Genomic DNA, 25,347 nt, shown 5'->3' with positions numbered 1-25,347 from the left:
AATGATGTGTGCAGTGGTCCAAGGCCTAGTTCGACTTGTCCGTGCATTGACTTTTCTCTATCTAAGATAGGTATGCCGTATGGGTCAGTGCCAGCGTACTCTTTTTTGTCGATTAGCTCTTTGATCTTTTTAAAGTCATAAACTGATGCGTGAGTATCAAGCTTACCGCCAACGATGATGTATCTACCATCTGGTGTTACGTCACAACCGTGTGGGCTCTTTGACTCTGGGATCAAAAATAGTGCTCCTGCTTTTACAGCAGCTTCTATAGTGATCACTCTATGACCATTTATAACTTTGTAGTTTTTCTTATCCTGTGCAAGTTTTTCTAAAATTTGCCAGTTATAAACGTGTAAGAAGTCGGTGTCGTTTCTACTAGCACCTGCCTCAAATGGAGGAAGACCTTTTTCGATACCACCTGTATACATCTCGCTGTTTATTGAGTTTGTAAAGCCCCAGCCGTAGCTCTCACCCTTACCAGCGTCGCTTAGGTCTTGCCAGTATGGAGGAAGCTCAAGAGAAAAAGATGCTTTCTCGTCGATCTTGCCTTTTGGATAGTCAAATTTCCAAAATGTCACAGCGCCTCTATAAACGGCTTCGTAGTCGTCCATTGAGTGATAGTTGTCATCAAGTGGAGCTGCATACTGGCTAGCTTCGATGACGTACTCACTGTTTGGAGTGATGAAGCTACCGCCATGCTCACTCTTCATGATAGGGTTTACGACCATTTGAGTTGTCTCAAAGTCTTTTAAATTTATAACAGCGATCCTTGGGTTTGCCTTGTCGTTGATAAATAGATAATCACCAACATACTCACCATTTTTCTCAGTGAAATTTGGGTGGTGTGTATCGCCCCAAGTTATCTCTTTGCCCCTGATGTTGCCTTGTTTTAAAACAGCTTTTGACTCATCGTCATAGCCATATCCTTGCCAAGGCTCTGGGGTGAAAACGCCGATGTATTTGTAAATTCTCATCGACGGAACGCCATAAACTAGCACTTGACCACTCTGCCCGCCAGATGAAAAGACGATGAAATCATCTTTTTTACCGCTTGGCTGGTAAGTCTTAGCAGCTGCAAGGACATCTTTTTCGCTTAGCCCGCGCTCTTTCATGACTTTTTCAAGGTCACTACTAGCAGCACAAGCAGCAGTTAAAGATAGCCCAAGCAGTGCAGCACTTGCGACACAAAATAACTTTTGCATTTACTCTCCTTTTTAAAATGAATTTATCTCTAAACTCTTTGTCTTATTACCTAGACCCACGCCAACAAGCACGTTTTTATCTATAAAAATTTCTTTTATCTCGCCGCTAAAAAGCTCTTTTTTACCCTTTAGCTTAAAGCTTTTGTCAAATTTATAGACCACTCCGTCCTCGCTAGCTACCAAAACCTCATCTCCCACGCATGCAAGAGCTGAAATTTTAGATCTTAAAATTTGCTTTTTAACTCCACTTTTAAGATCTAAAATTTCTCCGTTTCTAAAGCCTATGAAAATTTCATCATCGCTAAATTTACAAGCGCTCACTGGCGCAAAGCCAACGCTTTTTTGCTCTTTTGTGTTAAGCTTACTGTCAAGCAAAAATGCCTTGCCATTAAAGCTTGTAAAAAACACTCCCCCGCTAAGCGATAAAAAGCTAGAAATTTTATAAACATTGTTAAAATTTTTTGATATAAATTTTTTAGAACTCTTGTCAAAAATGGCGATTGTTACGACATTTGCCATATCGCAAGCGACGTAAATTTTCTCTTTATCTAGCAAGATATTTGAAACCTTACAGCCAACATTTGGCAGAGCAAATAAAAATTCCTTCTCGCTAGCTACCTTTACGATCTCGTTGTTTAAATTTGCAACGTAAAAAGAGCTCTCATCGTAAGCACATCTTTGATCTTTGTAAATTTTCTCCTTTAAGCCTAGGCTTTTTGTCTCGCCATCTTTTACAAAGATGATGTTTTGACTATTTTCATCGACGAAGCAGCCCTTACTATCAGCAAAAAGAGCCATCAAAGATAAGCTAAGACATAGCAGAAATTTCATTATCTAGGTTGCTTTCATCGTAAATTTAAAATTTGTAAAAACTATACAAGCATAACTCTTAAAAGCAAATTAGCGATTAATTTACTTTTTTAAGCATTTAAAGAAAAATATCAATAATTTTTTTTAAATTTTGCCATTTACAATAAATAGACTTTGGAATTTAATGGATAGAAATATACTTTTGATAAAATTTATTATCTATAAAAATTCGTATTTTAGGTATATTCTGCATTAAAATTTAAATTATAAATATTTTTTTAAAAAAATTATTTAAATTAGATAATTATATTAAGAAATGAAAAAATCCTCTTGCGTTTTGAGCAAAGCTTAATTTTTAGATTTTTGATATTTTTTTGCTTAAATTTACTGATAACTTAAATTTGCTTAAATAGGCTATAATCCACCAAAAAAAGGAGAGATAATGCTAACACATTTAGATGAAAAAGACCGTCCAAAGATGGTCGATGTAAGCCCAAAGGATCCAACTAAAAGAGTAGCAACTGCTAGCGGGATCATCAAAATGAGCAAAGATGCTTTTAAGGCGATCAAAGAAAATACCGGCAAAAAAGGCCCAGTCATCCAAACAGCCGTCGTCGCTGCGATAATGGGCGCTAAAAAGACAAGCGAGCTAATACCTATGTGCCATCCACTGGCCATTTTGGGTGTGGATTGTGACATCGAGGAGCTACCTGAAATTTGCGCTTTTAAGCTTTACGTGAGTGTCAAGATCGAGGGCAAAACAGGTGTTGAGATGGAGGCGCTAACAGGCGTGAGCGTGGGACTTTTAACCATTTACGATATGGTAAAAGCCATAGATAAGGGTATGGAGATAGACAACATCGTGCTAGAGAGCAAAACAGGAGGCAAAAGTGGCGAATATATGCGATCTAAATAATAAAAAGGCAAAAATCGACTACCCAACACACTGGGAGTATAAAGTGATATTTGACGCTGGCATAAATGCCGAAGAGAAGGTAAAAGAGATAGTAAAAGATAGAGAATTTAAGCTAGTTTTTTCAAAATTTAGCAAAGATAAAAAATACGCTAGCTACGATCTAGCCGTGCTAGTTTTAAGCGAAGAAGAGAGGCTGGAGATATTTTCAGCGCTAAAACACGAAGCAAAATACGTTTTATAAGGCAAAAATATGGATAAACTTGAGCAAAATTTACGTGATTATAAAGATAGCGAGGGGCTGCTAACTAGCATAAAAGCTCTTTGCAACGACTTTTTTAGGGACGTCTCAGACAAAGACGAAAACACACTGCCTGATCTTTTGAAACAAAAGATGAACGAGCTTTACGACAAGATGGATAAAGAGAGCCTCATAAATGCTAAAAACCTAAAAAGCGCGATGGAGGGGATAAATCAAGCTCTAGTTAGCGGCGAAGAGAAGGAGCTTTATGAGCTATTTGATAAAAGAGATGAGATAAATAGAGCCATCGAGACAAAGCGTGAAGAGATAAAAAATAGGCTAAAAATTTCATTTGAAGCGGCTGAAGAGGTCGTAAAAGATAGAGATTTTGGCGAAAAAGAGGAAATTTTAGAGCTTTTAAATAACGCGATTATTAGAGAAACAAGGATGCTTGGCATCTTAAAAGAGAGCGCTCAAATCGCCTTTCTAACGACGCTTGAGGGCGCAAAGGACGTAGAAGAGACCGCTGGCGCGATAGCTAAAAATATGACCTACGCTGCGATAAGAGGTGGGGAGTTTAGCAAAGAGCGAATGTTTGAAATTTCAAAAAATATCATCAGTGCAGCGGGGAATTTAGCAAACGAGGGTCACATCTTTGCAAAAGAGCTCATAAAAGGCGCGATAAATGGCACGAGAGATGGCATTTTAAGAGCTATTGAAAAGCTAAAAGATGAGGCTAAATTTGCTCCAGATGAGCTAAGGCTAAACTCACAGCTTTTAAATTTAAAAAACGTAGATGAAGAGTTTATAGCGCTTCTTAAAGAGCTTGAAAATGAATTTGACGGCGTAGCTAAAAGCGAGATCGAAAGTGTGATAAATAGCGAGCTTGACACAAATCTAGCAAAATTTAAACGCATAAGTGATCAAGCGATAGAGCAGATCAGCTCAAGGCTTGAAGAGCTAAAATCCAACGGCGTTGCTAAGCTTATGAGCGAGGCAAATAATAAATTTGAAGCTCTAAAGCAAGAGCTAAACGACAAGAGCAAAAAGCTAAAGCTAAATTTTGACGCTAATGATAAGCTTGAAGGTCTCAAGCAAGATATCGCGGAGTTTGAAAAAAAGGCGAACGACAAGCTTGAAGACATCAAACAAATGGATATAAAAACAGAAGCTAAGAAATTTGGCGACAGAGCCTATCAAGCCGCAAAAGACTTTTTAAACGTCATAAAAAAAGATAAAAAAGAGGAGTAAATTTGCCAAGCTTTTTGGCAAATTTATCATTTTGGCTAGGTCTTAGCCTAGCCATTTTACAACTTAAATTTATAAAAATAGATAGAGCAAAAACGCACCCAAGATCAAGCGATAGATGACAAAAGGTAGCATCCTGATCCTTGAGATGATCCCCATAAATAGCTTCACGCAGATATAAGCACTAACTGCACTTATGATGACGCCAAGAGCGATGTCGCTCCAAGGTAAGGCGTTTGGATCTTTTATAAGCTTGATACTCTCAAGTCCGCCAGCTAGGATGATGACAGGTATCGAAAGTAAAAATGAGAAATTTGCACTGCCTTTGTGGCTAAATCCTAAAAAAAGTGCCGCTGTCATCGTTATGCCTGATCTTGAGACGCCAGGGATGAGCGCCACAGCCTGCGCTAAACCGATGATGAGAGCAAATTTTATGGTCATTTCGTATTCACTTTTGTTTGTTGAGCGAAGATCAGCAAAGTAAAGTGCGATGCCAAAGATGATCGTAGTAAAAGCGATCACAACGCCGCTTCTTGCGTACTCTTCGATCACGTTGTTAAACAAAAGTCCAAAGATGCCAACTGGGATAGTGGCAAATCCCACGCACCATACAAGCAAGCTATCGCCCACCATCTTTCTTTGCGCGATCGAGGTAAAAAAGTCGCGAAGTAGCTTAAAAATCGTATCTTTAAAATAAAAAAGTATCGCGCTTAGCGTACCAACATGCACTGCCACGTCAAAAGCAAGCCCTTGATCTGGCCAGCCAAGTAGCTTTGGCACCAAGATGAGATGAGCCGAGCTGGATATCGGCAAAAACTCGCTTATGCCTTGCACCAAGGCCAAAACGATAACGTGAGAAATTTCCATAAAATGCCTTTTTGATTTTAGATTGCAGCTGGGGATTTTACTCCCCAAAGTTAAATTTTATATAAGTTCGCTAGCAAAATTTGCAAGCTTTTGCGGAGTAAATCCGAAGTGGTCAAATAGCTCATTTGCCTTGCCGCTGGCGCCAAAGCTGTTCATGCCATAAACCGCGTCGGCAAATTTATACCATTCATAGCCAGTTGCAGCCTCAACTGCGATGATGGTTGTGTTTTTATCTAAAATTCTAGCCACATACTCAGCTGGCTGCTCGCAAAGCAGATCAAAACAAGGCGCTGATACGATATTTGCACCCACACCTTGCTCAGCTAAAAGTGCGGCTGCTTTTACGCAGAGTGAGACCTCGCTGCCGCTTGCTATAAATGTGATTTTCGCATCTTTTGCCGAGCTTAAAAGATATGCGCCGTTGCTAACCTCGCCAAATTCGCCTTTTGCAAGTGGGTCAAGCCCTTGGCGACTAAGCACAAAGGCACTTGGAGCGTTTAAATTTAGAGCCGCTTGCCAGCTAGCTGCGTTTTCGTTGCCATCAGCTGGGCGGAAAGTGTAGAAATTTGGCATCGCTCTAAGTGTGCTAAGCTGCTCGATAGGCTGATGTGTCGGACCATCTTCGCCAACGCCGATGCTATCGTGCGTAAAGACAAAAAAGTGCTTGATGCCCATTAGCGCTGCTATCCTCGCACTTGGCTTTAAATAGTCGCTGAAGATGAAAAATGTCGCTGAAAATGGCAAGAAAAGGCCGTATCTGGCGATGCCATTGTTGATAGCTGCCATGGCATGCTCTCTTATGCCATAGTGGATATTTTTGCCATTTGGGAAGTCGCCCATGCCCTTTAGCTCAGTCTTGTTTGACGGAGCCAAATCAGCGCTACCACCGATAAAGCCAGGGAGTTTTTTCGCTATCTCATTTAAGATAACGTGGTTTGTATCTCTTGTGGCTAGCTTTTTGTCGCTAAAATCTGGAAATTCGATCTTGCTAAAGTCTGGATTAAGAAGTGAATTTAATAAATTTTTGCCTTCAATGCTTAACGCCTCGACCTTTTTGTTCCACATAGCCTCTTCAAGATCGCCCTTTTCAACTGCACCTCTAAACCTTAAAAGCACATCCTCGTCGATAGCAAATTTCTTCTCAGGGTCAAAACCAGCTGCGGCCTTTGCCTTTTTGATGATCTCTTCGCCAAGCGGTGCGCCGTGGCTGTGGTGGCTGCCCTCAAGCTCCATTGCGCCGCGTGCTATGTGTGTGTTTGCGATGATGAGATATGGCGACTCTTTCTCGCTAGCTTGCTCAAGCGCAAATTCGATCTGGTTGTAGTCATGTCCGTCGATGCGTGCGACCTCCCAGCCCTGTGCCTCGAACCTCGCCTTGACATCCTCGCTAAATGCGATCGCTGTGTCGCCCTCGATCGTGATGTTGTTTGAATCATAAATGAGCACAAGGTTGTCTAGTCTTAAATTTCCAGCCACCGAACATGCCTCGTAGCTTATGCCCTCTTCAAGATCGCCGTCGCCGCAAAGGCAGTAAATTTTATGATCGATTATTTTATTATCTGGCTCATTTAGCACGTTTGCAGCGTATTTTTCTGCCATGGCAAGGCCAACTGCATTTGCTACGCCTTGACCGAGTGGGCCAGTAGCCATCTCAACGCCTGGAGTGTGAATTTCTGGGTGTCCTGGGGTGTTTGAGCCAAGTTGGCGAAATTTCTTAAGCTCATCTAGGCTTAGATCGTAGCCGCTTAGGTGTAAGAAGCTATAAACCAAGCTTGATGCGTGACCACCGCTAAAAACGAGCCTATCTCTGTTTAGCCATTTTGGATTTTTAGGGTTGTGTTTTAAAAAGTTGCTTAAAACCACCATGATATCGGCTAGGCCCATAGGAGCACCTGGGTGTCCGCTGTTAGCGTTTTGCACCATATCAGCGCACAAAAATCTTATAGTATCGGCTTGTTTTTTTAGCATATGATCTCCTTTTATTGCGTCAGATTATACAAAAAAGTGATTAAAACTTGCCTTGCGTTTTTGCCCAAAATGTCTAAAAAGTGATGTAAATTTACTAAATTTACGCGCTATCTTAGATGCTTGTCCGTAAGCTCTAAGATCATCTTTGCAATATTTGCATCTATCTGCTTTAGCGCCTCTTCTATCTCGCCTATTAGCTCATCTTTTTTCTTTTTTGCGCCAGATAAACCAAGTAAATTTGTAAATGAGTTTTTAGCTAGGTCGTTATGCACGGGCTTTCCAGCGGCCGCTTCGTCGCTTGTAAGATCGATGATATCATCTTGTATCTGAAAAGCAAGCCCAAGCTTTAGGCCGATATCATAAATTTTATCGCACTCTGTTTCGTTTAAATTTACTATCACAGCGCCCATTTTTAGGCTAGCAGCGATGAGCTTTGCGGTTTTGTGGATGTGTAAAAATACTAGCTCATCAAGGCTTAGCATCTTACCAGAGAGGCCAAATTTAGCCTTTGCTCTTTTGATGTCCTCTTTGTTTGTATTTTCAAAAAAACAATCCAGCGCCTGACCTAGCACCATGCCGCTAACGCCAGCATTCTGGCTTAAAATTTCAACGCACTTTATACGAGTGTCGGCTGGTAAATCGGCACGTGAAATTTCATAAAAAGCATGCGTATTTAGCGCATCTCCTGCAAGTATCGCAGTCGTCTCGTCGTATGTTACGTGAAGCGTTGGTGTGCCGCGCCTTAGGCTTGCGTTATCCATAGACGGCAGATCATCGTGGATGAGCGAGTATGTGTGCATCATCTCAAGCCCCAAAGCCACTCTCATCGCCTTTTGCGTGAGGCTTTTATCGACATTTTCGACCACGCCAAGAAGCAAAAGCGCCCTAAAGTGCTTGCCTCCGGCCTTTAGCATAACGCCAAGCGCCTCCTCGTAGTAAGGATGAAAGCTAGGCGCCTTTGGCAAATTTGCATTTAGAAATTTTACGAAGTCCTCAAGTAGGCTCATTTTGGCACTCTTGCAAAGAACTGAAAGTCGTTTCTAGTAAATAAAAGCACGAAATTTTGCAGATCGCTGATCTTTTCTAAAAGTTCCTCGCGGCTGCTCACGCTCTCTTTGTTGTAGCCTAAAATTTTATCGCCTATTTTGATGCCAAATATGTCGGCATTTGACTTTGGCTCGACCTTAGTAACGACTAAATTTTTATCAACTGTGACACCATAATCCACCAAAACTTTATCATCAAGCAAGCTCTCAGGCGACTTTGGCATGACATTTAAATTTGGCAGATCAAGGCTTGAAGGGGCGTCAATATCAAGGCTTTGGTTAAATTTCACATCCCCGCTTACTGGCACTTGAAAGAGTAGCTCTTGCCTATCACGCTTCACGATGATGTCCAGTTTTGCGCCCTTTGGAGCAAAAAGCACCATCTCATTTAGCTCTCTTAGGCTCTTTGGCTTGATGCCATTTACACTAACAAGCTCATCATCAACCATCATCATCTTGCCGCGACCTAGTGGATCAACAAGACCCACAAAAAATTTATCCTCTTTTTGCAAGAATTTCACGCCGATATCGCCGTAATAGACATCATCGTAAGATACAAAGTGCTTTAAATAGCGATTTGGTATGAATTTATCAGCTCCAACAGCTATGCCTATCATCTTACAACAAGGCGTGTTTATCTCTCCAGTTGCGTTATACTCGAAGCTTAGCGTGTCAAAGTCGCCTAAATTTTGCCCTAAAGACTTGATGTGACCCATGACGGTGTTGTTAGAGTCGTTTAAGATGCCAACCCAAGTGCTCTTTTTGATGCGCTCCTCGTTGGTCTCATCAGCCATCACGACAGGGCTTAGCTCCTTGCTAGAGCGCACTAAGAAAAGCTGCAAATATGGGTCAAATTTGACATATTCGCCAAGCGGAGCTCCCTCACTTTTTGGCACTGCGATCAAATTTTTAGTGATAGCCACGCCAAAGTGTTTATTTACCGAGACGATTGAGTTTTTGTTCTTTTCAAAGCAGGCGTTAAAGTCCTCTTGAGTAGGCCTAGGATCGGCGTTTAGGCAAAGCGCTGATAGCAAAAATGCAAGGACAAATTTATATTTTAGTCTCATTTTATCCCCATCGAAGCAAGCCCGCCAAGCATCCTTGAAGCGGTGTTTTTCTTATCAGCCTCAACTGATTTTAGCACGTCATTTACGGCGCTTATTAGCAAAATTTGCATGCTCTCTTTATCTTCAAGCAAGCTATCATCTATGCTGATATCAAGTATCTCGCCGCTGCCGTTTGCTCTCACGCTCACTAGTCCGCCGCCGCTTTTTGCGCCAAATTCTTTATTTTTGCTCTCTTCTTCCATCTGCTTGGCCTGTCTTTGCACATCCTCAAGCATCTGCCCCATCTTTGAAAAGTCAAATCCCTCAAACATCACCTACTCCTTTATGATCTCGTTTTTGTTATTTACATGCACGATGGTTGGCTTAAATTTCTTAGCCTTTTTAAATTTCATACTAGCATACGCCACGATGATGACCACGTCGCCTACGCAGACCTTTCTAGCAGCTGCGCCGTTTAGGCAAATTTCGCCTTTTTTGCCCTTGATCACGTAGGTGGCAAATCTCTCGCCGTTATTTACATCTAAAATTTCAACCTTTTGATTTTCTATCAAATTTGCAGCCTTTATAAGCTCCTCGCCGATGCTGATCGAGCCAACATAGTTTAAATTTGCGTCTGTTACGACGGCTCTGTGGATCTTGCTAGCTAAAATTTCTATTGTCATTTTCTGCCTTGTTTAGTTTATTTGCACTCTATCACTGGTCTGTTTGCTAAAAATTTCTCGTTTAGTTTCTCTGCCTTTAGCGTCTTTTCTAGCTCGTCAAGGGTTTTGAAATTTCTAGCAAAAGATACGCCAACTAGTCCACACTCGCTCGTTTTGGCAACGTCTAGAGTTATCTCGTAGCTGTTAAATTTTGGATTATTTGGCTCTGGATAGTAAATTTCCTCACGGTAAGAGCTGTCGCTACCTATCTTTTCTATCTTAAATTTGCCCTTTTTTGGATCTGTGGTTTTTTTTATCGCTGTTATAAAATCATCTATGTTTTTGATGCTTGGCGCATAGGTAACGCTGATTAGCTTACTCCATCCATAGCCGCCCTCATCTTCCAAATAATACTCCACCGTAAATTCATTTTGGTATTTTTGGTGATAAATTTGGCCGTCATACTCTATATTTTGAGGTAGGTTGCTCACCAGATAGCTCTTTTGGTTTGCGCTAGATTGTAGCTTTTGCGGCTCTTTTTGAGCAGTGGTACATCCTAGCAATAGTGCAACGCAAGTAGCCGTAAAGGCTAAATTTAAAATCTTCATCGTTTTTCCTTTCAAAAGTTATCTAGATAAAATTTCAAGCACCACTTCTTTGTCGCTAAATGGGTGCTTGATGCCTTTTATCTCCTGATATGGCTCGTCGCCTTTGCCAAGTATGACAAGTGCCCAGCCGGGTTCTAGCTTGCTAATGGCTAGCGCGATCGCCTCTTTGCGGTTGGCGTTTCGTATCAAATTTTCATTTTGACTCATGCCAGCGCAAATTTCGTCTATTATACTCTCTGGCTCTTCGCTTCTTGGATTGTCACTCGTGACTATGCAAATTCTTGCGTATTTTTGGGCTATCGCTCCCATTTTAGGGCGCTTTGTCCTATCTCTATCGCCGCCTGCGCCAAAGACTGCGATCAAATTTAGATGTCTAAGCGAGTTTAGCACCTTTTCGATGCCATCTGGTGTATGGGCAAAGTCCACGATGACTAACGGATCGGTGCTTACAACCTCCATCCTGCCGCTCACGCCTTTAAATTTACTTATCGCCTTTGAAAGTGCGGTCGCATCTGGACGCTCTAGCAGGCAAACTGCACCAAGTGCTGCGATTAGATTGTAAAGATTAAACTCACCTTGAAGGCTTGAGTCTATCTCAACATCGCCATTTGGCGTCTTGATAACTGCGTCTATGCCGTCCTTTAGCCCATAAACTATCGGCGCAAAGCTAGCTGGCTTTTTGATCGCGTATGTGTAGGCGTTTTTTGGGTTAAATTTAACTCCGCCATCGTCAATGTTTATGAGCTTTACGCTCTCATCGTCAAAAAAGCTTGATTTTACCCTCGCATACTCCTCCATGCTCTTGTGGTAGTCGAGATGGTCTTGAGTTAGGTTTGTAAAAATTTTTAGAGCAAATTTCAAACTCTCTATGCGTTTTTGAGCGATCGCGTGCGAGCTAACCTCCATCACAAAGTACTCACAGCCATGCTCGCTGGCTGCTTTGAGGTATGAGAGTGTCTTTAAAATAGCACTTGTCGTAAGCGCCTTATCATCTATCTGCTCGCCCTCTATAAATGCCCCTCTGGTGCCACTTAGACCGCATTTTTTACCTAAATTTCGCAAAGTCTCGTAGATAGCCGCAGCCGTTGTGGTCTTGCCATTTGTCCCTGTGATGCCAACTATTTTTAGATTTTCATCGATCTTTAAAAGCTTTTTGCACTCTTCAAGGGTGATTATCTTAGCGCCCTTTTTTACCGCGTGTTCTACAAATTTCGCATTTGCAGTAGTTTGCACAAAGTATGCACCCTGCTCGCACTCGTTTGAGTCATCTGTTATGAAGCTATTTTCTACTGATATTTTCATCGTTTTGTCTTTTTTGTATCTCTTTAAAAAGCTGATCTATACGCTCGTCGCCGCCAAACATCACCGCCGCACTCTCAAGGTAGTTCATGCTCATATCGATGAAGTCATTTTTTATCAAATTTCCTAAAAATTCCAAAAAATCGTCTTTGTTTGAGATCATGACCTTGGTTGAGAACATGATGTTTTCAAAGACCTTTTTAAAGCTGCCGTCCTTATAAACAGCCCTTTTAAAGTCCTCGTAGCTGATCGCGTCTTGCTCTTCAAAGTACTCGCTCTCCTCGTCTCTGGACTCTAAAATTTTTAAAATTTCCTCCACGCCCTCGTCGTCTTCGCCGGCTCTTACTTTCGCCATGTAGTAGTCAAACAAGAGCTTTGCCTCTTCGGCATTTTCCTCGCCAAGAGAGCAAATTTGTATCAAAAATAGCAAATTTTTCTCCTGCGTCTTTTCGTAGGCTAGTGAAAAGTAAAAGATCGCATCTTTAAATTTAGAGCGTTTGAAATATTTTATGCCTATTTTTTTATAATCTATCAATGTCAAATTCCTCGCCGATCGGAACATTTATGACCTCAAGCTCTGGGTGAATGTCTATGCGAAGCTGCCTTTCGATGCCGTATTTTAGCGTGGTTGTGCTAGCTGCGCATCCGTGACAATGTCCTGTTAGTCTTACGTAAATTTTGCCGTTTTTTATGCCAAGTAGCTCCATGCCGCCGCCATCATTTTCAAGCATAGGCAGCACCTTTTGCAAACTCGCAGTCACTGGTTTTAAAAGCTCTTCATCACTAAATGGGATCATATTTTTTCCTTAAATTTTTTAGCTATTATAGCAGATAAAGTGCAAACAAACGTTTTCTAGGCTTTTGCTGGGGGCGTTTTGACTTTAAATTTTGGTGGTTTTTTGTGGAGAAAAAGGGCAAATTTGCCCTTTAAATTTAGTTTAGTAGAAGTGATTTTATATCGATTTTATGTTCAATCATCTTGCTCTCAAGCATAAATTCTTGCGTAGCCTCAAGCGCTTTTATATCATCAGCCGTGATCTTTGAGCTAAAGTCGTACTGAGGATACATGCTCTTTACCGCATCTATGCTAAGCCCAGTCTCTTCAGCCGTAAATTTAAGCGCCTCATTCTCGTTTGCTTTGATGTAGGCCAAAATTTCATCCTGAGCCTTTTTAAATTTCTCAACTATGTCTTTGTGCTTTTTATAAAACTCTCCACTTGTTGCTGTGACAATGACTGGAGTGATGACGCCTTTGCCAGTTGTCACTACATTTAGGCCTGATTTTTGAGCATTGTAGGCCGCTGGTCCTGCAAGAAGCGCTGCATCGACGCTGCCATTTTCAAGTGCTGCTTGCGCAGCTGGGATACCCATAGAGATGAACTCTACGTCGTTTATACTAAGCCCGCCAAGAGCTAGGTATCTCACCAAAAGCTCGTTTAGGATAGTGCCTTTTGGGCCTGCTACTTTTTTGCCTTTTAGATCTTTTGGCGACTTGATATTTTGGTCTTTAGAAAATATGACAAAGGCTTCTGGCGCCCTTGAATAGGCGCTTATGATCTTTATGTCAGCCTTATTTGCAGCTGCAAGTATGACCGAAGTGCCACCCACGCAGTTTAAAAACTGGAGCGAATTTGAAGCGAGCGCTTGCGTTTGCTTGGCACCCGAGGTGATCTCAGAGTACTCGACTGGCACGCCAAAAGACTTCGCGTAAAAGCCTTTAAATTTATCGACGATCGATGGGACGTTTAGCGGCGATTTGACGTAGGTCATGCCGATCTTATCTAAGCCCTCGCTTGCGTTTGCGACTAGGCAAAATAAAGAGGCCGCACATAAAACTTTAAAAAACTTTCTCATACTTACTCCTTTTAAAAATTTTCAAGATTATATAATTTTTTGCTTCATTTTGGTTTTAATTATCATTTTATTTGCCTAAATTTCACTCAAAATTTTGCGTTTTATCGCTATTAGCTCCTCGCTTAGCAGATCTCTTGGTCTTGCTAAATTTGATAGATCGTAGTTTGACTTTATCCCGCCCTTTTCAAGCAATATGATCTCATCAGCCAAAAATAGCGCCTCGTCGATGTTGTGAGTGACAAAAAGGATAGTTTTGCCGGCTTGTATTTTTAGGATTTCAGCCTGCATGCTAGCTCTCGTAAATGCGTCAAGCGCAGCAAATGGCTCGTCCATTAGGATCAAATTTGCCTCGTACGCAAGCACTCTAGCAAGCGAAACGCGCGAGCTCATACCGCCAGAGAGCTGCGAAACTGCGGCAAATTTAAAGTCACTAAGCCCTATCATCGATATCAGACTACCTATCTTTTCAGCCTCGATATCCTGCTTCTTAAGAGGAAAAACGATATTTTCATAGACATTTAGAAACGGTATGAGGCGGGGCTCTTGAAAGACAAAGCCGATCTTTGCTTGCTCTTTAAATTTTATCTCGCCAAGACTTACGCTCTCAAGACCTGCTATAAGGCGTAAAAGCGTAGTTTTGCCACAACCACTTCTGCCAAGTATGACGGTGATCTTATCTTTTTTTATGTTTAAGCTTAGCTCTCTTAAAACGTCGATACGCTTTTTGCCTATAAAAAAATGCTTGGATAAATTTGAAATTTCTATCATTTTTCACCTCGCAAAAGGCTAAATTTCGCTATCAAAAGCAAAAAGAGCCTATCTATAAGTACGCCGCAAATGCCGATCGTAAAAATACCCACAAATATCCTATCCGCGCGTGAGAGCTCCTCTGCATCAAGGATTAAGTAGCCTAGCCCGCTTGAAGCCGCTATCATCTCAGCTCCGATGATCGCGCGCATGGCGTAGCCAAAGCCTATTCGCATGCCGACAAAGATATCTTTTAGCGCGCTTTTTAAGATGATCTTGTAAAAAATTTCAAATTTATTAAAGCCAAAAATTTTACCAACCTCGATGAGCTTTATATCGCAGCTCGTTAGCCCCTTTTGGATACTTAAAAACATCGGGAAAAACGAGGCTAGGATGATAATGATGATCTTTGGCGTCTCGTTTATGCCAAACCAAAGCACCAAAATCGCGATCAAACTAAGCGGCGGGATATTTCTAAAAAACTCTAGTATCCACTCGTAATAAACGCTGATCTTTGGCAAAAGTGCCGCTATACCGCCAAGCACGAGCGCAAGAGCAAACGAGAGAGCATATCCTGCAAATATGCGCTTAAAGCTGATGATCGTATGCGTGGCAAGCTCGCCGCTTAGGCTCATGCTATACATCGTCTTTAGCGTAACTAGCGGACTTGGCAAGATATACGGCGTGAAAATTTCTAGCTCGCAAACGACCTGCCAGATGGCAAAGATCGCTAGGATTAAAATGCTCTTTTTAAAAATTTCTTTCACAGCCCATCTCCGTTGTGACAGCCGTTTTCGCAGTATAAAAGCTCGATGATCTGGTAGTTTTTAAGCTCGCTAAATTTATATGAAAGGGCGTTTTCTATCTTCTCTTTACTGCTAAGACTTAGTGTTTTTACGCCCAAATTTGTAAAAAAGCCCGGCGGTATCGGACTTTGCTCGATACTACGCATATTTAAATTTATAGCGTTTTGCTCCCTAAAGCTTTTCCATGTCAAAAATGTGGTTCGCTCCAAATTTAGCCCCCTGCCAAGCTCTGCCAAGTCCTCACAGGGCGTCGTCACGTAAAGCCACTCGTCCTCTTTTAGCTTTGAGCTAAGCTCAAGCGCGCTCTCTATCAAAATTGGGTTTAAATTTGAAATGAATGCGGCTTGTTCTTTGAAATTTGCCCTGATAAAATTTACAGCCCTCGGACAGCGACTATCGTAAATAAGCTCGCTTTGCGCAAGAGCGTTTTTGTATGCGTTTTTTACGCTTTTAACGTGGTCTTTTTCACACTCTACTACACTAAAGCCTTTGTTTTGCAAAATTTCTTTAAGCGCTGCAAAGTCGTAGATGTTTTTTACAACAGGATTTAACCAAACCACTTTTTTCATAAGAGCTCCCGTCAAATTTAAAGTAAAATGTAATAATTAAAATCAAAATTGTATCACTTGAAAGTAAAAAGATGGCTTTGGGGGTTAAATTTATAAACAGCTAAACTTTTACGTCTAAATTTCGCTTTTTCTGGCTTTTCTCCATTAGCTTTAGTATATCTATGCCGTTTTTTTCAAGGCGCATTATCTCCTTAAGGTAGGCAAATTTCTCATCTTTATTGATATCGTAGGTCGCTAACTTCTCGCTTCTACCGATCACCAAGGCTAGACCTTATTGCCGTCAAGCTTATCGGTGTTTTGCACATTGTAGTTTGAGTGTGATTAACTAACATTGTATTTTTATTGTAAATTTCGCACTAGGATTGAGCTACAAAATATCTAAAAGGATTTTATATGAATAAAAAAATTTTAATTCCAGCTTTGGCTTTATCTTTGTCAGCTCCACTTTTTGCAGGCGACAATGGCTCAAATATGTATAGTCGTAGCAGCTTTATAGAAAAAGAGAGGCCAGCCTTAGACAAAGAGACTCAAGAGCTCATTAAGATATATAGAGAAACTCCATCAAAAGAGAATTATAATAGATTAAGAGCCAAGGTCGGGGCTAATTATGATGCGGTAATTGCTAAAAAGAGAGCAAAATTAGAAGAGCTAAAAGAGACAGCAAAAGACAAATCTTTGGTGGATGAGATGCAAAAAATAGTTGATGATATGCTTGCTGAAAGAGAGCATAGGATTGATACTACTATGGCTAGATTTGGTGATCCAAGATTGCTGCCAAATGCAAGAACGCCTGTTAATGGGTTTTTACCTATTATAGGTGCAAAAGAAAATCTTTATATCTCTTATACCCCAGTTACCAACGAAGAATATAGTCTATTTTGTAGAGAAACAGATAGAAAATGTTTAAATAAAGGTGGCAGTGATACCCCGGCTAACAATATCAGTTACGATGATGCCATGGCTTATGCTCAATGGTTATCTAATAAAAAAGGGACAACTTTAAGATTGCCAACAGAGGAGGAGTGGGAGTTAGCGGCTGGTCACATGCCAAAAGATGCCCAGATGAATACAGCAAAACAATCAGACAAACCTCTATCTATTTACGCCAACAAAAAGACGTTGTCGGCTGTTGGAGCTATCGATATGTGGGGAAATGTTTGGGAGATGACTTCGACTTTTAAAGATGCGGATGATATTATCGTAAAGGGCGGCTCTTTTAAATCTGCAAAAACTGAGTGTAGAACAGAAAATAGAGACGAAATTAGAAACATTCATAAATCTTATGATGATTTAGGATTTCGTTTGGTATGGGAGAAGTAGGCATTTGCCTACTTTATTTTTGCCTCAGCGCATAGTCCAGCCACCTATCCTTGAACTCCTCGACGCTCAGGTCCTTATCAAGTATCTCAAAGCCCTCCACGTGGCTCTTGCGACCAAGTCCGAGCAAGGTGCTGCTATCATATTTTGACGTGTACTCTTTAGCAAAGAGATCGACGTTTGTTGGATAGTATCCGATGATCGATTCGTAAAGTCTTCCAAAGCCAAGCGCCTCGGTCTGACTAACAAAGCTTTTAAGCTCGTTTATCTCATCTTGGCTCATTTGCTTGTCATATCCCATGAGTTTGCCCCAGATGCTTATCTTGCCATTAGCGGCTATGCCTGTGAGTGAGTAGTCTTTAGCAAATTTTAGTGGCTCATCATCTTTGTTAAATTTGCTCTCGCTCGTGCGACTTAAATTTATCTGCTCGCTGCTTTGATTGGTCTTTTTGGGTAAATTCTGAGATGAGAAATTTAAGGAATTTTCGTCCGCACTAGGCTTGATATGGCTAGCGCTTTGCTCTCTAATGTTTTGAAAGCCACTATATAAATTTACATTAGCTCCATTTACGCCACCTATCATCTCAAGTCCTTTGTAAGATAGTTTTAAACAAATATCGTCTCCTTTAGAGTAAAATTTAGAAATTTATAGAGTTTGACTTGTAAATTTAGGCTGGCTTGGGACTGGATAAATTTGAATATTTTAGAAGACTGGAATTTAGAATTTACTTTGTAGAATTTGCATCTATTGGTTTTTATTGTATCTGGTTTAGCTTTATCATATCTAGTCTATATATTTGGTTTTGGATTTATCATATACAACTCTTTTATCATATCATAGGCTATTTCAGATCAAATTTATGTCATCTTATCCGCCACCCTGGCTACATTAGCCAAGCCCTTTTTGTAGTCTATCAAAATTTAAAATTTGCAACTTTTTGGATTATAAATTTTAAATTTGTTTTTTTGAATAATTTAAATTTGAGATAGTTCGTATAGATAATTTACCCTGCTTTTTGTTTTGCATTTTAAATATATAAGCCCTTAATCCTAAAACTTCGCAAATTAGCTTATAGATTTGACCCAGAAACACTCAAAATAGAAATAGCCCGCCTAAAGCAAATATCACAAAAAATTACCGAAGTAAAATTTAAAAACTACTAGATCTAAATTAAGAAATTTATGATGCAAGCTTTGAAATTTAATAGATAAGTTTGGGCTAGAATTTTAAAACCTCATTTAGGAGGTTTTGACATAAAATAAAGAGTGTTTGCTTGCGTTTTTTGTGCTTTAAAACCGCTATAAATTTACTTACACTAACTATTTTAACCTATAGCGTCAGCTCATCTAAAAGCCACGAAATAAAAATTTATAATGCTCCGACTTGTAAATTTGCCACAGACTAAAATGGGTAAATTTAAAACAAAATTTTTTAAAAAATAAACGTAAAAAGAAAATTTAGAAAGAAAGAGAGCCAGATAGGCTCTCTGGGGATTATTCAGCTACTAGCTCTATATAAGCCATCTCAGCTGCGTCGCCTCTGCGAACACGAGTTTTGATGATTCTTGTATAGCCACCGTTGCGCTCTTTAAATTTTGGAGCTACTTCAGTAACTAGCTTATTTGTAGTCTCTTTGTCTTGCAAAGAAGCAAATACTGCTCTGTGAGCGTTAGAGTCGCCTTTTCTAGCTCTTGTGATAAGCTTTTCAACATAGCTTCTAAGCTCTTTTGCTTTTGGTAAAGTTGTCTCTATCTTTTCGCTTTTGATGATAGCTATCGCTAAATTCTTAAGCAATGCAGATCTATGAGATGACGTTCTACCAAGTTTGCGATATCCGTGTTTATGTCTCATCTATTGTCCTTTTATTCTTTTGCACTCATTTGTGATTTTAGCTCGGTTATTTTCTTTCTGAGTTGCTCTTTGCTATCTTTTAACACATCAACACCAACTGGATAGCCTATCTCTTCCATAACCGCTTTTATCTCTTCAAGAGATTTTTTACCTAAATTTTTAAGCTCTTTAAGCTCATTTTCGTCCATTAACGCAAGCTCACCAATAAATCTTATATCGGCCTTATCAAGGCAGTTAAAACTTCTAGCGCTTAAATTTAGATCTTCTACACTAGAAAGTAGCTTTGAGAACTCGCCGCTTGCACTTGAACTAGCAACTGGGGCGCTAACGTCAATATCTAAAATTCCTTTAAATACTGACATTTGTTGATACATAGCTTCTAAACAATTTTTAAAAGCCTCTACTGGACCAACTTGACCATCTGTTGTTATCGTAAATACGATCTTCTCGTAGTCTGGATCGTCTTCAACCAAGACGTTTTGTATCTCATAAACTGCTTTTTTAACAGGTGTAAAGAAAGCGTCCAGTGCAATGTACTCGTCTTCGATCTCTTCCCTGATCTCTTCACTAGGAACATATCCGATACCTTTTTGGATGATAACTGAGAAATTTAACTCAGCATCTTCGTTGATGGTTGCAAGATATGCGTCTGGATTAACGATCTCAACTAGGTCGTTATTTAGGTCAGCTCCAGTTATCTCTTTTGGTCCTTTAAAACTATACTCTATAACTTCACGCTCGCTGCCGCTTTTTAATTTAAATCTGATCTTCTTCAAATTTATAATAAAAAATGCCACGTCTTCAAGCATACCACGCATACTATCAAATTCGTGACTAACGCCTTTTATCTTTACACCAATAGGAGCAAAGCCTACTGTGCTTGTGTAAAGAAGACGGCGTAGTGGGTGAGCCAAAGTAACAGCATAACCTGCTTCAAAAGGATATGCTGTAATGTTAGCGACATTTTCGCTAACACTTTTAACTTCTATTTCAGTTGGCATATAAGCTGATGTAGTAATCTTTCTCATCTTTATACCCTCTATTATTTCGAATAAAGCTCTACTATAAATCTTTCCTCAACAGGAATGATAACCTCTTCTCTTTCTGGATTTCTAGTAAAAATTCCAAATTTTTTCTCTTTTTCCACATCTACCCAAGCAACGATGCCAGTTTGAGCTGTAAGATCGATCGCGCGAACGATTTGTGGATTGTTTTTAGATTTCTCAGCAACTTCGATTTTAGAGCCTGGCTCTACTCTGTAAGATGGGATGTCCACTCTCTTGCCATTTACTAAAATATGTCCGTGAGTTACAAGCTGGCGAGCAAAACGACGAGTCGTTGCAAAGCCCATTCTGTAAACAACATTGTCTAATCTCTGCTCTAATAGTTGAACTAAAAGAGCACCTGTGTTGCCCTCGCGGCGTGCTGCTTCTTGGAATAATCTTCTAAATTGTTTCTCTGAAACACCATACATAAATTTAGCTTTTTGCTTCTCACGAAGTTGTAAGCCATATTCGCTTATCTTTGCTCTTCTTTGTCCGTGTTGTCCTGGCGCATAGTTTCTTTTATCTAAAGCACTTTTACCAGCAAGTCTTCTTTCGCCTTTTAACGCAAGAGACACACCAAGACGTCTTTCTAATTTTTCAACAGGTCCTGTATATCTAGCCATAATAATTTCTCCTAATTTTCTCTAATTATACGCGGCGGCGTTTTGGCGGTCTGCAACCATTGTGTGGTAAAGGCGTGATATCTTTGAAGAAAGTTACTTTTATGCCTTCAACACCACCTACACTCTTCACAGCCGTTTCACGTCCGCTACCTGGACCTTGAACCTTGATGCCAACTTCTTTAATGCCGTGTTCTTTTGCTTTGTTTAAAGCATCTTCTACAGCTTGTTGAGCTGCATAAGGAGTTGATTTTTTACTACCTTTAAAGCCTAAGCCACCTGCACTACTCCATGCAATAGCATTTCCCATTTCATCAGTTACAGTTACCATAGTGTTGTTAAATGTTGCACTGATATAAACGATACCTTTGGCTATGCTTTTTCTAACTACTTTTTTCTTAACAATTTTTCTTTTCGCCATTTATTATCCTTTAACCCTTGCCTTACTTAGTAGCCGCACCGACAGTTTTACGTCTGCCTTTTCTGGTTCTAGCATTAGTTTTAGTCTTTTGACCACGAACAGGAAGACCCTTTCTGTGGCGAAGACCTCTATAACTTCCAAGATCCATAAGAGCTTTGATATCCATAGCAACTTGTTTTCTCAAATCACCCTCAACGATATGGTGCTCTTGAATTTCTTTACGGATAGCTGCTGCTTCGTCTTCGCTAAGCTCGTAAACTCTCTTGTCGTAAGAAATTCCAGCTGCGTCAAGGATTTGACGAGATTTATAAAGACCTATACCATAGATATAAGTCAAACCATACTCTATTCTCTTTTTGTTTGGTAAATCTACACCTGCAATACGTGCCATGCCTTATCCTTGTCTTTGTTTATGTTTTGGATTTTCGCAGATAACACGAATTATGCCACTACGTTTGACAATTTTACATTTGTCACACATCTTCTTTACAGAAGGACGAACTTTCATTTTAGTCTCCTAAAAATTTATTCCACTTTTTTAGGGGCTGCATCAGGTCTAAAGAAATAATTTAAACCAACTATTTTCAAAATAAGTGGGGAACTTTGAAAATAATTCTTCATACAGCTTTTCGCAAAGCTTGGATTTTACCCAAAACCAGCTTTAAATTTACTTAGCATATTTGCCACAAAATCAAATTTACTTATATCTATAAGTGATCCTGCCCTTGTCTAGGCTATATGGCGTAAGTTCTACTTTTACGCGGTCGCCAGGCATTATCTTTATATAATGCATTCTCATCTTACCGGCGATATGACATAAAATTATATGTTTGTTGTCAAGCTCAACTTTAAAAGTTGCATTTGGCAGTGCTTCAACAACATTTCCATCAATCTCAATGACATCATCTTTTGCCACAAACTCTCCTTTCTTTAAATTTTTGCTATAAAATTTACGCTTGGCTTAAAATTTCGACTTTGCCATTAACTATCGCCATGCAATGCTCATAATGGCTAGTTCTCAAACCATCTTTTGAGGTTACTTTCCAGTTATCGCTTCCTAAAACTGGCGTGCCATCTTTTTGGCAAATCATCGGCTCTATACAAAAAACCATTCCCTCTTTTATCTTTGGTCCAGCTTTTGGATTGTTTCCTTCAAGATAGTTTGGAATTTCTGGCTCTTCATGTGGCCTTTTGCCTATGCCATGACCGCAATATCCGCGCAAAGGTACATAGCCTCTGCCTAGTATAAATTTCTCAAGCTCGTAGCTAATCTCTTTAAAGTGCATACCAGCTCTTATAAAATCTATCGCAAAATATAGCGCGTCTTTTGAGCAAGCGATCAAAGCCTCGTCTTCTTTTGAAATTTTACCAACTCCAAACGTCCTAGCTGAATCGCCAAAATAACCATCTAAATTTGAACCAATATCTACACTAACGATATCGCCCTCTTTTAGCTTGTATTCATTTGGAATTCCGTGGATCACCACTTCATTGACGCTTATGCAAGCTGCATTTGGAAAGCCATAAAGCCCTTTAAAGGCAGGTTTTGCTCCAGCGGCTCTTATCATATCTTCGCAAATTTTATCTATCTCAAGAAGTGAAATTCCAGGTTTTATGATCGTAGAAACGTGATCAAGTGTTCGAGCGACGATCTTGTTCGCCGCTCTCATTTTCTCTATCTCAGCTGGTCTTTTTAGCGTGATAGCCATTTTATAGACCTACCGCACTTAGAGTTTGGTATTTATTTGTATAAGACTGGGCTTCTATACGTCTCATCGTATCAAGTGCTACTGAAACCACAATAAGAACTGATGTACCGCCAAAATAAAATGGTACGCCCATAGTCTTTACAAGTACCCAAGGTAATGTTGAAATGATACCCAAGTACAAAGCTCCACCTAAAGTTAGCCTGCCAGCTACTTCATTTAGATAGCTAGCTGTACTCTCGCCTGGTCTAACACCTGGGATAAATCCGCCTTGTTTTTTCAAATTTTCACTTATATCTTTTGTGTTAAACACGATAGATGCGTAGAAAAACGCAAAAAAGATGATAAATAAAAATGTTAAAACATTAAACATATAGCCATTTGGACTTAAAAAGTCGTTGATAGCCTGGATTACTGGATTTGTGCTAGCCTGCAAAATAGTGCTTGGAAACATCAAAATCGCACTAGCAAATATCGGTGGGATAACGCCACTTAAATTTACTTTGATCGGTATATAGTTCATTATACGCTTGTTTTGATTTTCCATTATCACTTTTCTTGAGTAAGAAATAGGTATACGTCTTTCGCCCATCTCGACAAAGATAATAGCACCGATGGTCGCTAAAATGATCACCAAAATAGCGATGACTGTTAGGAAATTCATCTCAGAAGTATTTACCAAATTTACAGTTCCGCCAATCGCACTAGGTATGCCAGAGACGATGCCTGCAAAGATGATAAGACTTATACCATTGCCTATACCGCGCTGCGTGATCTGCTCACCTATCCACATAAGTAGCATAGTGCCAGTTAGCATAGATACAGCAGAGATCGCGATAAATAAATTCATATCTATCATGATAGCTTGCTCGCCACCACGACCGCTTAAGCTTTGAAGTCCGATAGAGACGCCGATTGATTGTACAAGAGTGATAACGATAGTTGCATAACGTATGATTTGCATATATTTTTGCATACCGTCGCGCTCTTTTTTCATCTGACCTAACTTTGGAAATGTCGCTGCTAGAAGCTCCATGATGATCGAAGCTGTGATGTAAGGCATAATGCCTAGAGATATGATACTTAAACGCTCAGCGGCCTTACCACTAAACATATTAAATAGACCCAAGGCGTTGCTATTGTTTGAATTGAAAAATTCTTTAATTACGTCGACATTAACACCAGGAACTGGTACATAAGCCAGTATCCTGTATGCGAACAAAAATGCCAACGTGATTAAAATCTTGTTGGTCAGTGTTTTATCCATTATTTTGTTCCGCTAACGCTAACGTTCTCGTCTTTGATCTTTGAAGCAAGAGCTTTTGCGCTTGCACCGATTAGTTTTATCTTAGTAACGCTCTTTGAAATTTTATGAACGCTAGCTATTGTTGCTATTGAAATTTCCGCAAGCTCTTTTATAGCTGCGATCTTTTCAATGTTGATAACATAAGGTTTTTCAAATTTAGAAGCAAAGCCTACTTTTGGAAGACGTCTTTGAAGTGGTTGTTGTCCGCCCTCAAAGCCTCTTTTTTCATTGTAGCCTTTTCTTGCTCTTTGACCTTTGTTGCCTTTGCCAGCAGTTTTGCCATTGCCACTGCCTTGACCACGACCTATTCTTTTAGTTGCATGAGTTGAACCTGCAGCAGGTGTTAATTTTTCTAATGCCATCTTAACTCCTTTCTCTTAGCTTTTTAGCAAACTAAGTGCTTTTATAGTAGCACGAACGACGTTTGCTGAGTTGTTTGAGCCAAGTGATTTAGTAAGGATATCCTTAATACCTGCAAGCTCGATAATAGGACGCGCACTACCACCAGCAATAACACCAGTACCTTCGCTAGCTGGACGAAGTAGCATTCTACTTGCGTTGTATTTTACCTCTACGTCGTGAGGGATAGTTGTGCCCTTGATCTTAACGTGGATAATATTTTTAAATGCGTCGTCAATCGCTTTTCTCATCGCATCTGGCACCTCTTTAGCTTTGCCATATCCAAAGCCAACTAGGCCATTTCTATTACCAACAACAACTAAAGCTGTAAATCTAAATCTACGACCACCTTTAACAACCTTTGTAACCCGACCGATATCGACGATTACTTCTTCAAATTCTTCTCTATTATATTTTTCCATCGATTTTCCTTTGGGTTATAGCTTGATGCCATTTTCTCTTAAAGCTTCAGCAAATGCTGCGATAACGCCATGGTATAGATAACCATTTCTATCAAAAATTGCAACATCTATCTTCTTAGCTTTCAAAGCCTTAGCAAATTCTTTAGCTAAAGTGACCGCACCTTCTTTATTTGCTTTTATGCCTATTTTTCTACCATCAACTGCAGCTAGTGTGGTAGCCGTAACGTCGTCAATCGCTTGAACATAAAGGGTTCTGTTTGATTTGAAAATAGAAACTCTTGGGCAAGTTGCAACACCAGAAATTTTACCTCTGATTCTTCTTTTTCTCTTAATTCTAAGAGCGATTTTTCTTTTTAGTACTTTTGCTGTCATT

The 25,347-nt window shown here is 40.0% G+C and carries 33 protein-coding genes and 1 pseudogene; 4 read left to right on the top strand and 30 right to left on the bottom strand.

Annotated elements, in window-relative coordinates:
• Together MTT09_RS10500 and MTT09_RS10495 are read right to left on the bottom strand one after the other, a co-directional pair.
• A pseudogene (locus MTT09_RS10500) lies at positions 1 to 1,202 on the bottom strand (Sec-dependent nitrous-oxide reductase); the annotation flags it as partial.
• 12 nt (positions 1,203 to 1,214) lie between these two features.
• Entirely contained in the window at positions 1,215 to 2,033 is an 819-nt protein-coding gene (locus MTT09_RS10495) for a hypothetical protein (RefSeq protein ID WP_429803775.1), read from the bottom strand.
• A 418-nt stretch (positions 2,034 to 2,451) separates the two neighbouring features.
• On the opposite strand from MTT09_RS10495, the gene moaC reads away from it, so the two are divergent.
• Genes moaC through MTT09_RS10480 form a run of 3 tightly spaced genes read left to right on the top strand, consistent with a single transcriptional unit; the run spans position 2,452 to position 4,417 of the window.
• The gene (gene moaC, locus MTT09_RS10490) at positions 2,452 to 2,928 is read left to right on the top strand and encodes a cyclic pyranopterin monophosphate synthase MoaC (protein ID WP_180543840.1); all 477 of its coding nucleotides are present in this window, start codon (positions 2,452 to 2,454) and stop codon (positions 2,926 to 2,928) included.
• Positions 2,903 to 3,169, top strand: coding sequence for an HP0495 family protein (locus MTT09_RS10485; protein ID WP_149703168.1), 267 nt, complete (start codon positions 2,903 to 2,905; stop codon positions 3,167 to 3,169). The genes moaC and MTT09_RS10485 overlap by 26 nt, the downstream gene beginning before the upstream one ends.
• 9 nt (positions 3,170 to 3,178) lie before the next feature.
• Entirely contained in the window at positions 3,179 to 4,417 is a 1,239-nt protein-coding gene (locus MTT09_RS10480; protein ID WP_429803774.1) for a hypothetical protein, read from the top strand.
• 69 nt (positions 4,418 to 4,486) lie between these two features.
• Here the strand turns inward: MTT09_RS10480 and MTT09_RS10475 are convergent, their stop codons facing one another.
• From MTT09_RS10475 to MTT09_RS10405, 15 genes are all read right to left on the bottom strand, one after another.
• Positions 4,487 to 5,281: an undecaprenyl-diphosphate phosphatase gene (locus tag MTT09_RS10475; RefSeq protein ID WP_429803773.1), complete on the bottom strand. Its 795-nt coding sequence runs from the start codon at positions 5,279 to 5,281 to the stop codon at positions 4,487 to 4,489.
• Between the two features lie 57 nt (positions 5,282 to 5,338).
• Positions 5,339 to 7,249, bottom strand: a complete 1,911-nt coding sequence (gene tkt / locus MTT09_RS10470; protein ID WP_429803772.1) for a transketolase — start codon at positions 7,247 to 7,249, stop codon at positions 5,339 to 5,341.
• A 107-nt stretch (positions 7,250 to 7,356) separates the two neighbouring features.
• Entirely contained in the window at positions 7,357 to 8,256 is a 900-nt protein-coding gene (locus tag MTT09_RS10465; protein WP_429803771.1) for a polyprenyl synthetase family protein, read from the bottom strand.
• Positions 8,253 to 9,362 carry a DUF7488 domain-containing protein gene (locus MTT09_RS10460; protein ID WP_429803770.1) on the bottom strand — a complete coding sequence of 370 codons (1,110 nt, stop codon included), beginning with the start codon at positions 9,360 to 9,362 and terminating at the stop codon, positions 8,253 to 8,255. The genes MTT09_RS10465 and MTT09_RS10460 overlap by 4 nt, the downstream gene beginning before the upstream one ends.
• A complete protein-coding gene (locus tag MTT09_RS10455; protein ID WP_021091096.1) occupies positions 9,359 to 9,673 on the bottom strand; it encodes a YbaB/EbfC family nucleoid-associated protein in 315 nt (104 codons plus the stop codon). The genes MTT09_RS10460 and MTT09_RS10455 overlap by 4 nt, the downstream gene beginning before the upstream one ends.
• 3 nt (positions 9,674 to 9,676) lie before the next feature.
• Positions 9,677 to 10,024, bottom strand: a complete 348-nt coding sequence (gene panD, locus MTT09_RS10450; protein WP_103557800.1) for an aspartate 1-decarboxylase — start codon at positions 10,022 to 10,024, stop codon at positions 9,677 to 9,679.
• A 17-nt stretch (positions 10,025 to 10,041) separates the two neighbouring features.
• On the bottom strand, positions 10,042 to 10,611 hold the full coding sequence (locus tag MTT09_RS10445; protein WP_429803769.1) for a hypothetical protein: 570 nt from the start codon (positions 10,609 to 10,611) through the stop codon (positions 10,042 to 10,044).
• A gap of 18 nt (positions 10,612 to 10,629) precedes the next feature.
• Entirely contained in the window at positions 10,630 to 11,913 is a 1,284-nt protein-coding gene (locus tag MTT09_RS10440; protein WP_429803768.1) for a UDP-N-acetylmuramoyl-L-alanyl-D-glutamate--2,6-diaminopimelate ligase, read from the bottom strand.
• Positions 11,891 to 12,445 carry a hypothetical protein gene (locus MTT09_RS10435; protein WP_009295268.1) on the bottom strand — a complete coding sequence of 185 codons (555 nt, stop codon included), beginning with the start codon at positions 12,443 to 12,445 and terminating at the stop codon, positions 11,891 to 11,893. The genes MTT09_RS10440 and MTT09_RS10435 overlap by 23 nt, the downstream gene beginning before the upstream one ends.
• Positions 12,432 to 12,707, bottom strand: coding sequence for a NifU family protein (locus MTT09_RS10430; RefSeq protein WP_009295267.1), 276 nt, complete (start codon positions 12,705 to 12,707; stop codon positions 12,432 to 12,434). The genes MTT09_RS10435 and MTT09_RS10430 overlap by 14 nt, the downstream gene beginning before the upstream one ends.
• A gap of 136 nt (positions 12,708 to 12,843) precedes the next feature.
• Entirely contained in the window at positions 12,844 to 13,764 is a 921-nt protein-coding gene (locus MTT09_RS10425; RefSeq protein WP_429803767.1) for an NrtA/SsuA/CpmA family ABC transporter substrate-binding protein, read from the bottom strand.
• 75 nt (positions 13,765 to 13,839) lie between these two features.
• Positions 13,840 to 14,532 carry an ABC transporter ATP-binding protein gene (locus MTT09_RS10420; protein ID WP_429803766.1) on the bottom strand — a complete coding sequence of 231 codons (693 nt, stop codon included), beginning with the start codon at positions 14,530 to 14,532 and terminating at the stop codon, positions 13,840 to 13,842.
• Entirely contained in the window at positions 14,529 to 15,278 is a 750-nt protein-coding gene (locus MTT09_RS10415) for an ABC transporter permease (RefSeq protein ID WP_429803765.1), read from the bottom strand. The genes MTT09_RS10420 and MTT09_RS10415 overlap by 4 nt, the downstream gene beginning before the upstream one ends.
• Entirely contained in the window at positions 15,275 to 15,886 is a 612-nt protein-coding gene (locus MTT09_RS10410; RefSeq protein ID WP_429803764.1) for a hypothetical protein, read from the bottom strand. Before MTT09_RS10410 ends, MTT09_RS10415 begins: the two co-directional genes overlap by 4 nt.
• A gap of 100 nt (positions 15,887 to 15,986) precedes the next feature.
• On the bottom strand, positions 15,987 to 16,148 hold the full coding sequence (locus MTT09_RS10405) for a hypothetical protein (protein ID WP_429803763.1): 162 nt from the start codon (positions 16,146 to 16,148) through the stop codon (positions 15,987 to 15,989).
• Positions 16,149 to 16,279: 131 nt separating this feature from the next.
• On the opposite strand from MTT09_RS10405, the gene MTT09_RS10400 reads away from it, so the two are divergent.
• Positions 16,280 to 17,206, top strand: coding sequence for a formylglycine-generating enzyme family protein (locus MTT09_RS10400; RefSeq protein WP_429803762.1), 927 nt, complete (start codon positions 16,280 to 16,282; stop codon positions 17,204 to 17,206).
• Positions 17,207 to 17,219: 13 nt separating this feature from the next.
• Here MTT09_RS10400 and MTT09_RS10395 read toward each other — a convergent pair whose 3' ends face one another.
• From MTT09_RS10395 to rplR, 13 genes are all read right to left on the bottom strand, one after another.
• Complete coding sequence (locus tag MTT09_RS10395; protein ID WP_429803761.1) at positions 17,220 to 17,786, bottom strand: hypothetical protein; 567 nt, start codon at positions 17,784 to 17,786, stop codon at positions 17,220 to 17,222.
• 911 nt (positions 17,787 to 18,697) lie between these two features.
• Positions 18,698 to 19,054 carry a 50S ribosomal protein L17 gene (gene rplQ / locus MTT09_RS10390; RefSeq protein ID WP_002941584.1) on the bottom strand — a complete coding sequence of 119 codons (357 nt, stop codon included), beginning with the start codon at positions 19,052 to 19,054 and terminating at the stop codon, positions 18,698 to 18,700.
• Between the two features lie 11 nt (positions 19,055 to 19,065).
• Positions 19,066 to 20,082: a DNA-directed RNA polymerase subunit alpha gene (locus tag MTT09_RS10385; protein ID WP_002941564.1), complete on the bottom strand. Its 1,017-nt coding sequence runs from the start codon at positions 20,080 to 20,082 to the stop codon at positions 19,066 to 19,068.
• A gap of 14 nt (positions 20,083 to 20,096) precedes the next feature.
• Entirely contained in the window at positions 20,097 to 20,723 is a 627-nt protein-coding gene (gene rpsD / locus MTT09_RS10380; RefSeq protein ID WP_429803760.1) for a 30S ribosomal protein S4, read from the bottom strand.
• Positions 20,724 to 20,748: 25 nt separating this feature from the next.
• Positions 20,749 to 21,141 (bottom strand): 30S ribosomal protein S11, encoded by a 393-nt coding sequence (rpsK, locus tag MTT09_RS10375; protein ID WP_002941551.1) that lies wholly within the window; start codon positions 21,139 to 21,141, stop codon positions 20,749 to 20,751.
• Between the two features lie 22 nt (positions 21,142 to 21,163).
• Entirely contained in the window at positions 21,164 to 21,532 is a 369-nt protein-coding gene (gene rpsM / locus MTT09_RS10370; protein WP_002941610.1) for a 30S ribosomal protein S13, read from the bottom strand.
• Between the two features lie 3 nt (positions 21,533 to 21,535).
• Complete coding sequence (rpmJ, locus tag MTT09_RS10365) at positions 21,536 to 21,649, bottom strand: 50S ribosomal protein L36 (protein WP_002941545.1); 114 nt, start codon at positions 21,647 to 21,649, stop codon at positions 21,536 to 21,538.
• A 189-nt stretch (positions 21,650 to 21,838) separates the two neighbouring features.
• Positions 21,839 to 22,057: a translation initiation factor IF-1 gene (gene infA, locus MTT09_RS10360; protein WP_002848031.1), complete on the bottom strand. Its 219-nt coding sequence runs from the start codon at positions 22,055 to 22,057 to the stop codon at positions 21,839 to 21,841.
• A 34-nt stretch (positions 22,058 to 22,091) separates the two neighbouring features.
• The gene (gene map / locus MTT09_RS10355) at positions 22,092 to 22,850 is read right to left on the bottom strand and encodes a type I methionyl aminopeptidase (protein ID WP_103597034.1); all 759 of its coding nucleotides are present in this window, start codon (positions 22,848 to 22,850) and stop codon (positions 22,092 to 22,094) included.
• Between the two features lies 1 nt (position 22,851).
• On the bottom strand, positions 22,852 to 24,114 hold the full coding sequence (secY, locus tag MTT09_RS10350) for a preprotein translocase subunit SecY (RefSeq protein WP_009295263.1): 1,263 nt from the start codon (positions 24,112 to 24,114) through the stop codon (positions 22,852 to 22,854).
• A complete protein-coding gene (gene rplO, locus MTT09_RS10345; RefSeq protein ID WP_103597035.1) occupies positions 24,114 to 24,515 on the bottom strand; it encodes a 50S ribosomal protein L15 in 402 nt (133 codons plus the stop codon). Before rplO ends, secY begins: the two co-directional genes overlap by 1 nt.
• 15 nt (positions 24,516 to 24,530) lie before the next feature.
• The gene (gene rpsE / locus MTT09_RS10340; protein WP_002941646.1) at positions 24,531 to 24,974 is read right to left on the bottom strand and encodes a 30S ribosomal protein S5; all 444 of its coding nucleotides are present in this window, start codon (positions 24,972 to 24,974) and stop codon (positions 24,531 to 24,533) included.
• A gap of 15 nt (positions 24,975 to 24,989) precedes the next feature.
• A complete protein-coding gene (rplR, locus tag MTT09_RS10335; RefSeq protein ID WP_002941658.1) occupies positions 24,990 to 25,346 on the bottom strand; it encodes a 50S ribosomal protein L18 in 357 nt (118 codons plus the stop codon).
• Position 25,347 lies beyond the last annotated feature (1 nt).

Origin of the sequence: Campylobacter concisus (assembly GCF_050447505.1) — a bacterium.
In the GTDB taxonomy this organism is placed as follows: domain Bacteria; phylum Campylobacterota; class Campylobacteria; order Campylobacterales; family Campylobacteraceae; genus Campylobacter_A; species Campylobacter_A concisus_BP.
This window is presented reverse-complemented; position numbering and strand designations above follow the sequence as displayed.

Excerpts from the sequence above, each read along its gene's own strand:
- MTT09_RS10395 (WP_429803761.1), bottom strand. The coding sequence starts at position 17,786 with ATGATAGGTGGCGTAAATGGAGCTAATGTAAATTTATATAGTGGCTTT.
- MTT09_RS10430 (WP_009295267.1), bottom strand. The coding sequence starts at position 12,707 with ATGATCCCATTTAGTGATGAAGAGCTTTTAAAACCAGTGACTGCGAGT.
- secY (WP_009295263.1), bottom strand. The coding sequence starts at position 24,114 with ATGGATAAAACACTGACCAACAAGATTTTAATCACGTTGGCATTTTTG.
- map (WP_103597034.1), bottom strand. The coding sequence starts at position 22,850 with ATGGCTATCACGCTAAAAAGACCAGCTGAGATAGAGAAAATGAGAGCG.
- MTT09_RS10440 (WP_429803768.1), bottom strand. The coding sequence starts at position 11,913 with ATGAAAATATCAGTAGAAAATAGCTTCATAACAGATGACTCAAACGAG.
- panD (WP_103557800.1), bottom strand. The coding sequence starts at position 10,024 with ATGACAATAGAAATTTTAGCTAGCAAGATCCACAGAGCCGTCGTAACA.
- rpsM (WP_002941610.1), bottom strand. The coding sequence starts at position 21,532 with ATGGCACGTATTGCAGGTGTAGATTTACCAAACAAAAAGAGAATAGAG.
- MTT09_RS10465 (WP_429803771.1), bottom strand. The coding sequence starts at position 8,256 with ATGAGCCTACTTGAGGACTTCGTAAAATTTCTAAATGCAAATTTGCCA.
- rpsD (WP_429803760.1), bottom strand. The coding sequence starts at position 20,723 with ATGGCTAGATATACAGGACCTGTTGAAAAATTAGAAAGACGTCTTGGT.
- MTT09_RS10445 (WP_429803769.1), bottom strand. The coding sequence starts at position 10,611 with ATGAAGATTTTAAATTTAGCCTTTACGGCTACTTGCGTTGCACTATTG.
- MTT09_RS10385 (WP_002941564.1), bottom strand. The coding sequence starts at position 20,082 with ATGAGAAAGATTACTACATCAGCTTATATGCCAACTGAAATAGAAGTT.
- rplO (WP_103597035.1), bottom strand. The coding sequence starts at position 24,515 with ATGGCATTAGAAAAATTAACACCTGCTGCAGGTTCAACTCATGCAACT.
- rpmJ (WP_002941545.1), bottom strand. The coding sequence starts at position 21,649 with ATGAAAGTTCGTCCTTCTGTAAAGAAGATGTGTGACAAATGTAAAATT.
- tkt (WP_429803772.1), bottom strand. The coding sequence starts at position 7,249 with ATGCTAAAAAAACAAGCCGATACTATAAGATTTTTGTGCGCTGATATG.
- MTT09_RS10400 (WP_429803762.1), top strand. The coding sequence starts at position 16,280 with ATGAATAAAAAAATTTTAATTCCAGCTTTGGCTTTATCTTTGTCAGCT.
- MTT09_RS10410 (WP_429803764.1), bottom strand. The coding sequence starts at position 15,886 with ATGAAAAAAGTGGTTTGGTTAAATCCTGTTGTAAAAAACATCTACGAC.
- MTT09_RS10475 (WP_429803773.1), bottom strand. The coding sequence starts at position 5,281 with ATGGAAATTTCTCACGTTATCGTTTTGGCCTTGGTGCAAGGCATAAGC.
- rplR (WP_002941658.1), bottom strand. The coding sequence starts at position 25,346 with ATGACAGCAAAAGTACTAAAAAGAAAAATCGCTCTTAGAATTAAGAGA.
- MTT09_RS10480 (WP_429803774.1), top strand. The coding sequence starts at position 3,179 with ATGGATAAACTTGAGCAAAATTTACGTGATTATAAAGATAGCGAGGGG.
- MTT09_RS10455 (WP_021091096.1), bottom strand. The coding sequence starts at position 9,673 with ATGTTTGAGGGATTTGACTTTTCAAAGATGGGGCAGATGCTTGAGGAT.
- rpsK (WP_002941551.1), bottom strand. The coding sequence starts at position 21,141 with ATGGCGAAAAGAAAAATTGTTAAGAAAAAAGTAGTTAGAAAAAGCATA.
- MTT09_RS10425 (WP_429803767.1), bottom strand. The coding sequence starts at position 13,764 with ATGAGAAAGTTTTTTAAAGTTTTATGTGCGGCCTCTTTATTTTGCCTA.
- rplQ (WP_002941584.1), bottom strand. The coding sequence starts at position 19,054 with ATGAGACATAAACACGGATATCGCAAACTTGGTAGAACGTCATCTCAT.
- MTT09_RS10495 (WP_429803775.1), bottom strand. The coding sequence starts at position 2,033 with ATGAAATTTCTGCTATGTCTTAGCTTATCTTTGATGGCTCTTTTTGCT.
- rpsE (WP_002941646.1), bottom strand. The coding sequence starts at position 24,974 with ATGGAAAAATATAATAGAGAAGAATTTGAAGAAGTAATCGTCGATATC.
- MTT09_RS10420 (WP_429803766.1), bottom strand. The coding sequence starts at position 14,532 with ATGATAGAAATTTCAAATTTATCCAAGCATTTTTTTATAGGCAAAAAG.
- MTT09_RS10460 (WP_429803770.1), bottom strand. The coding sequence starts at position 9,362 with ATGAGACTAAAATATAAATTTGTCCTTGCATTTTTGCTATCAGCGCTT.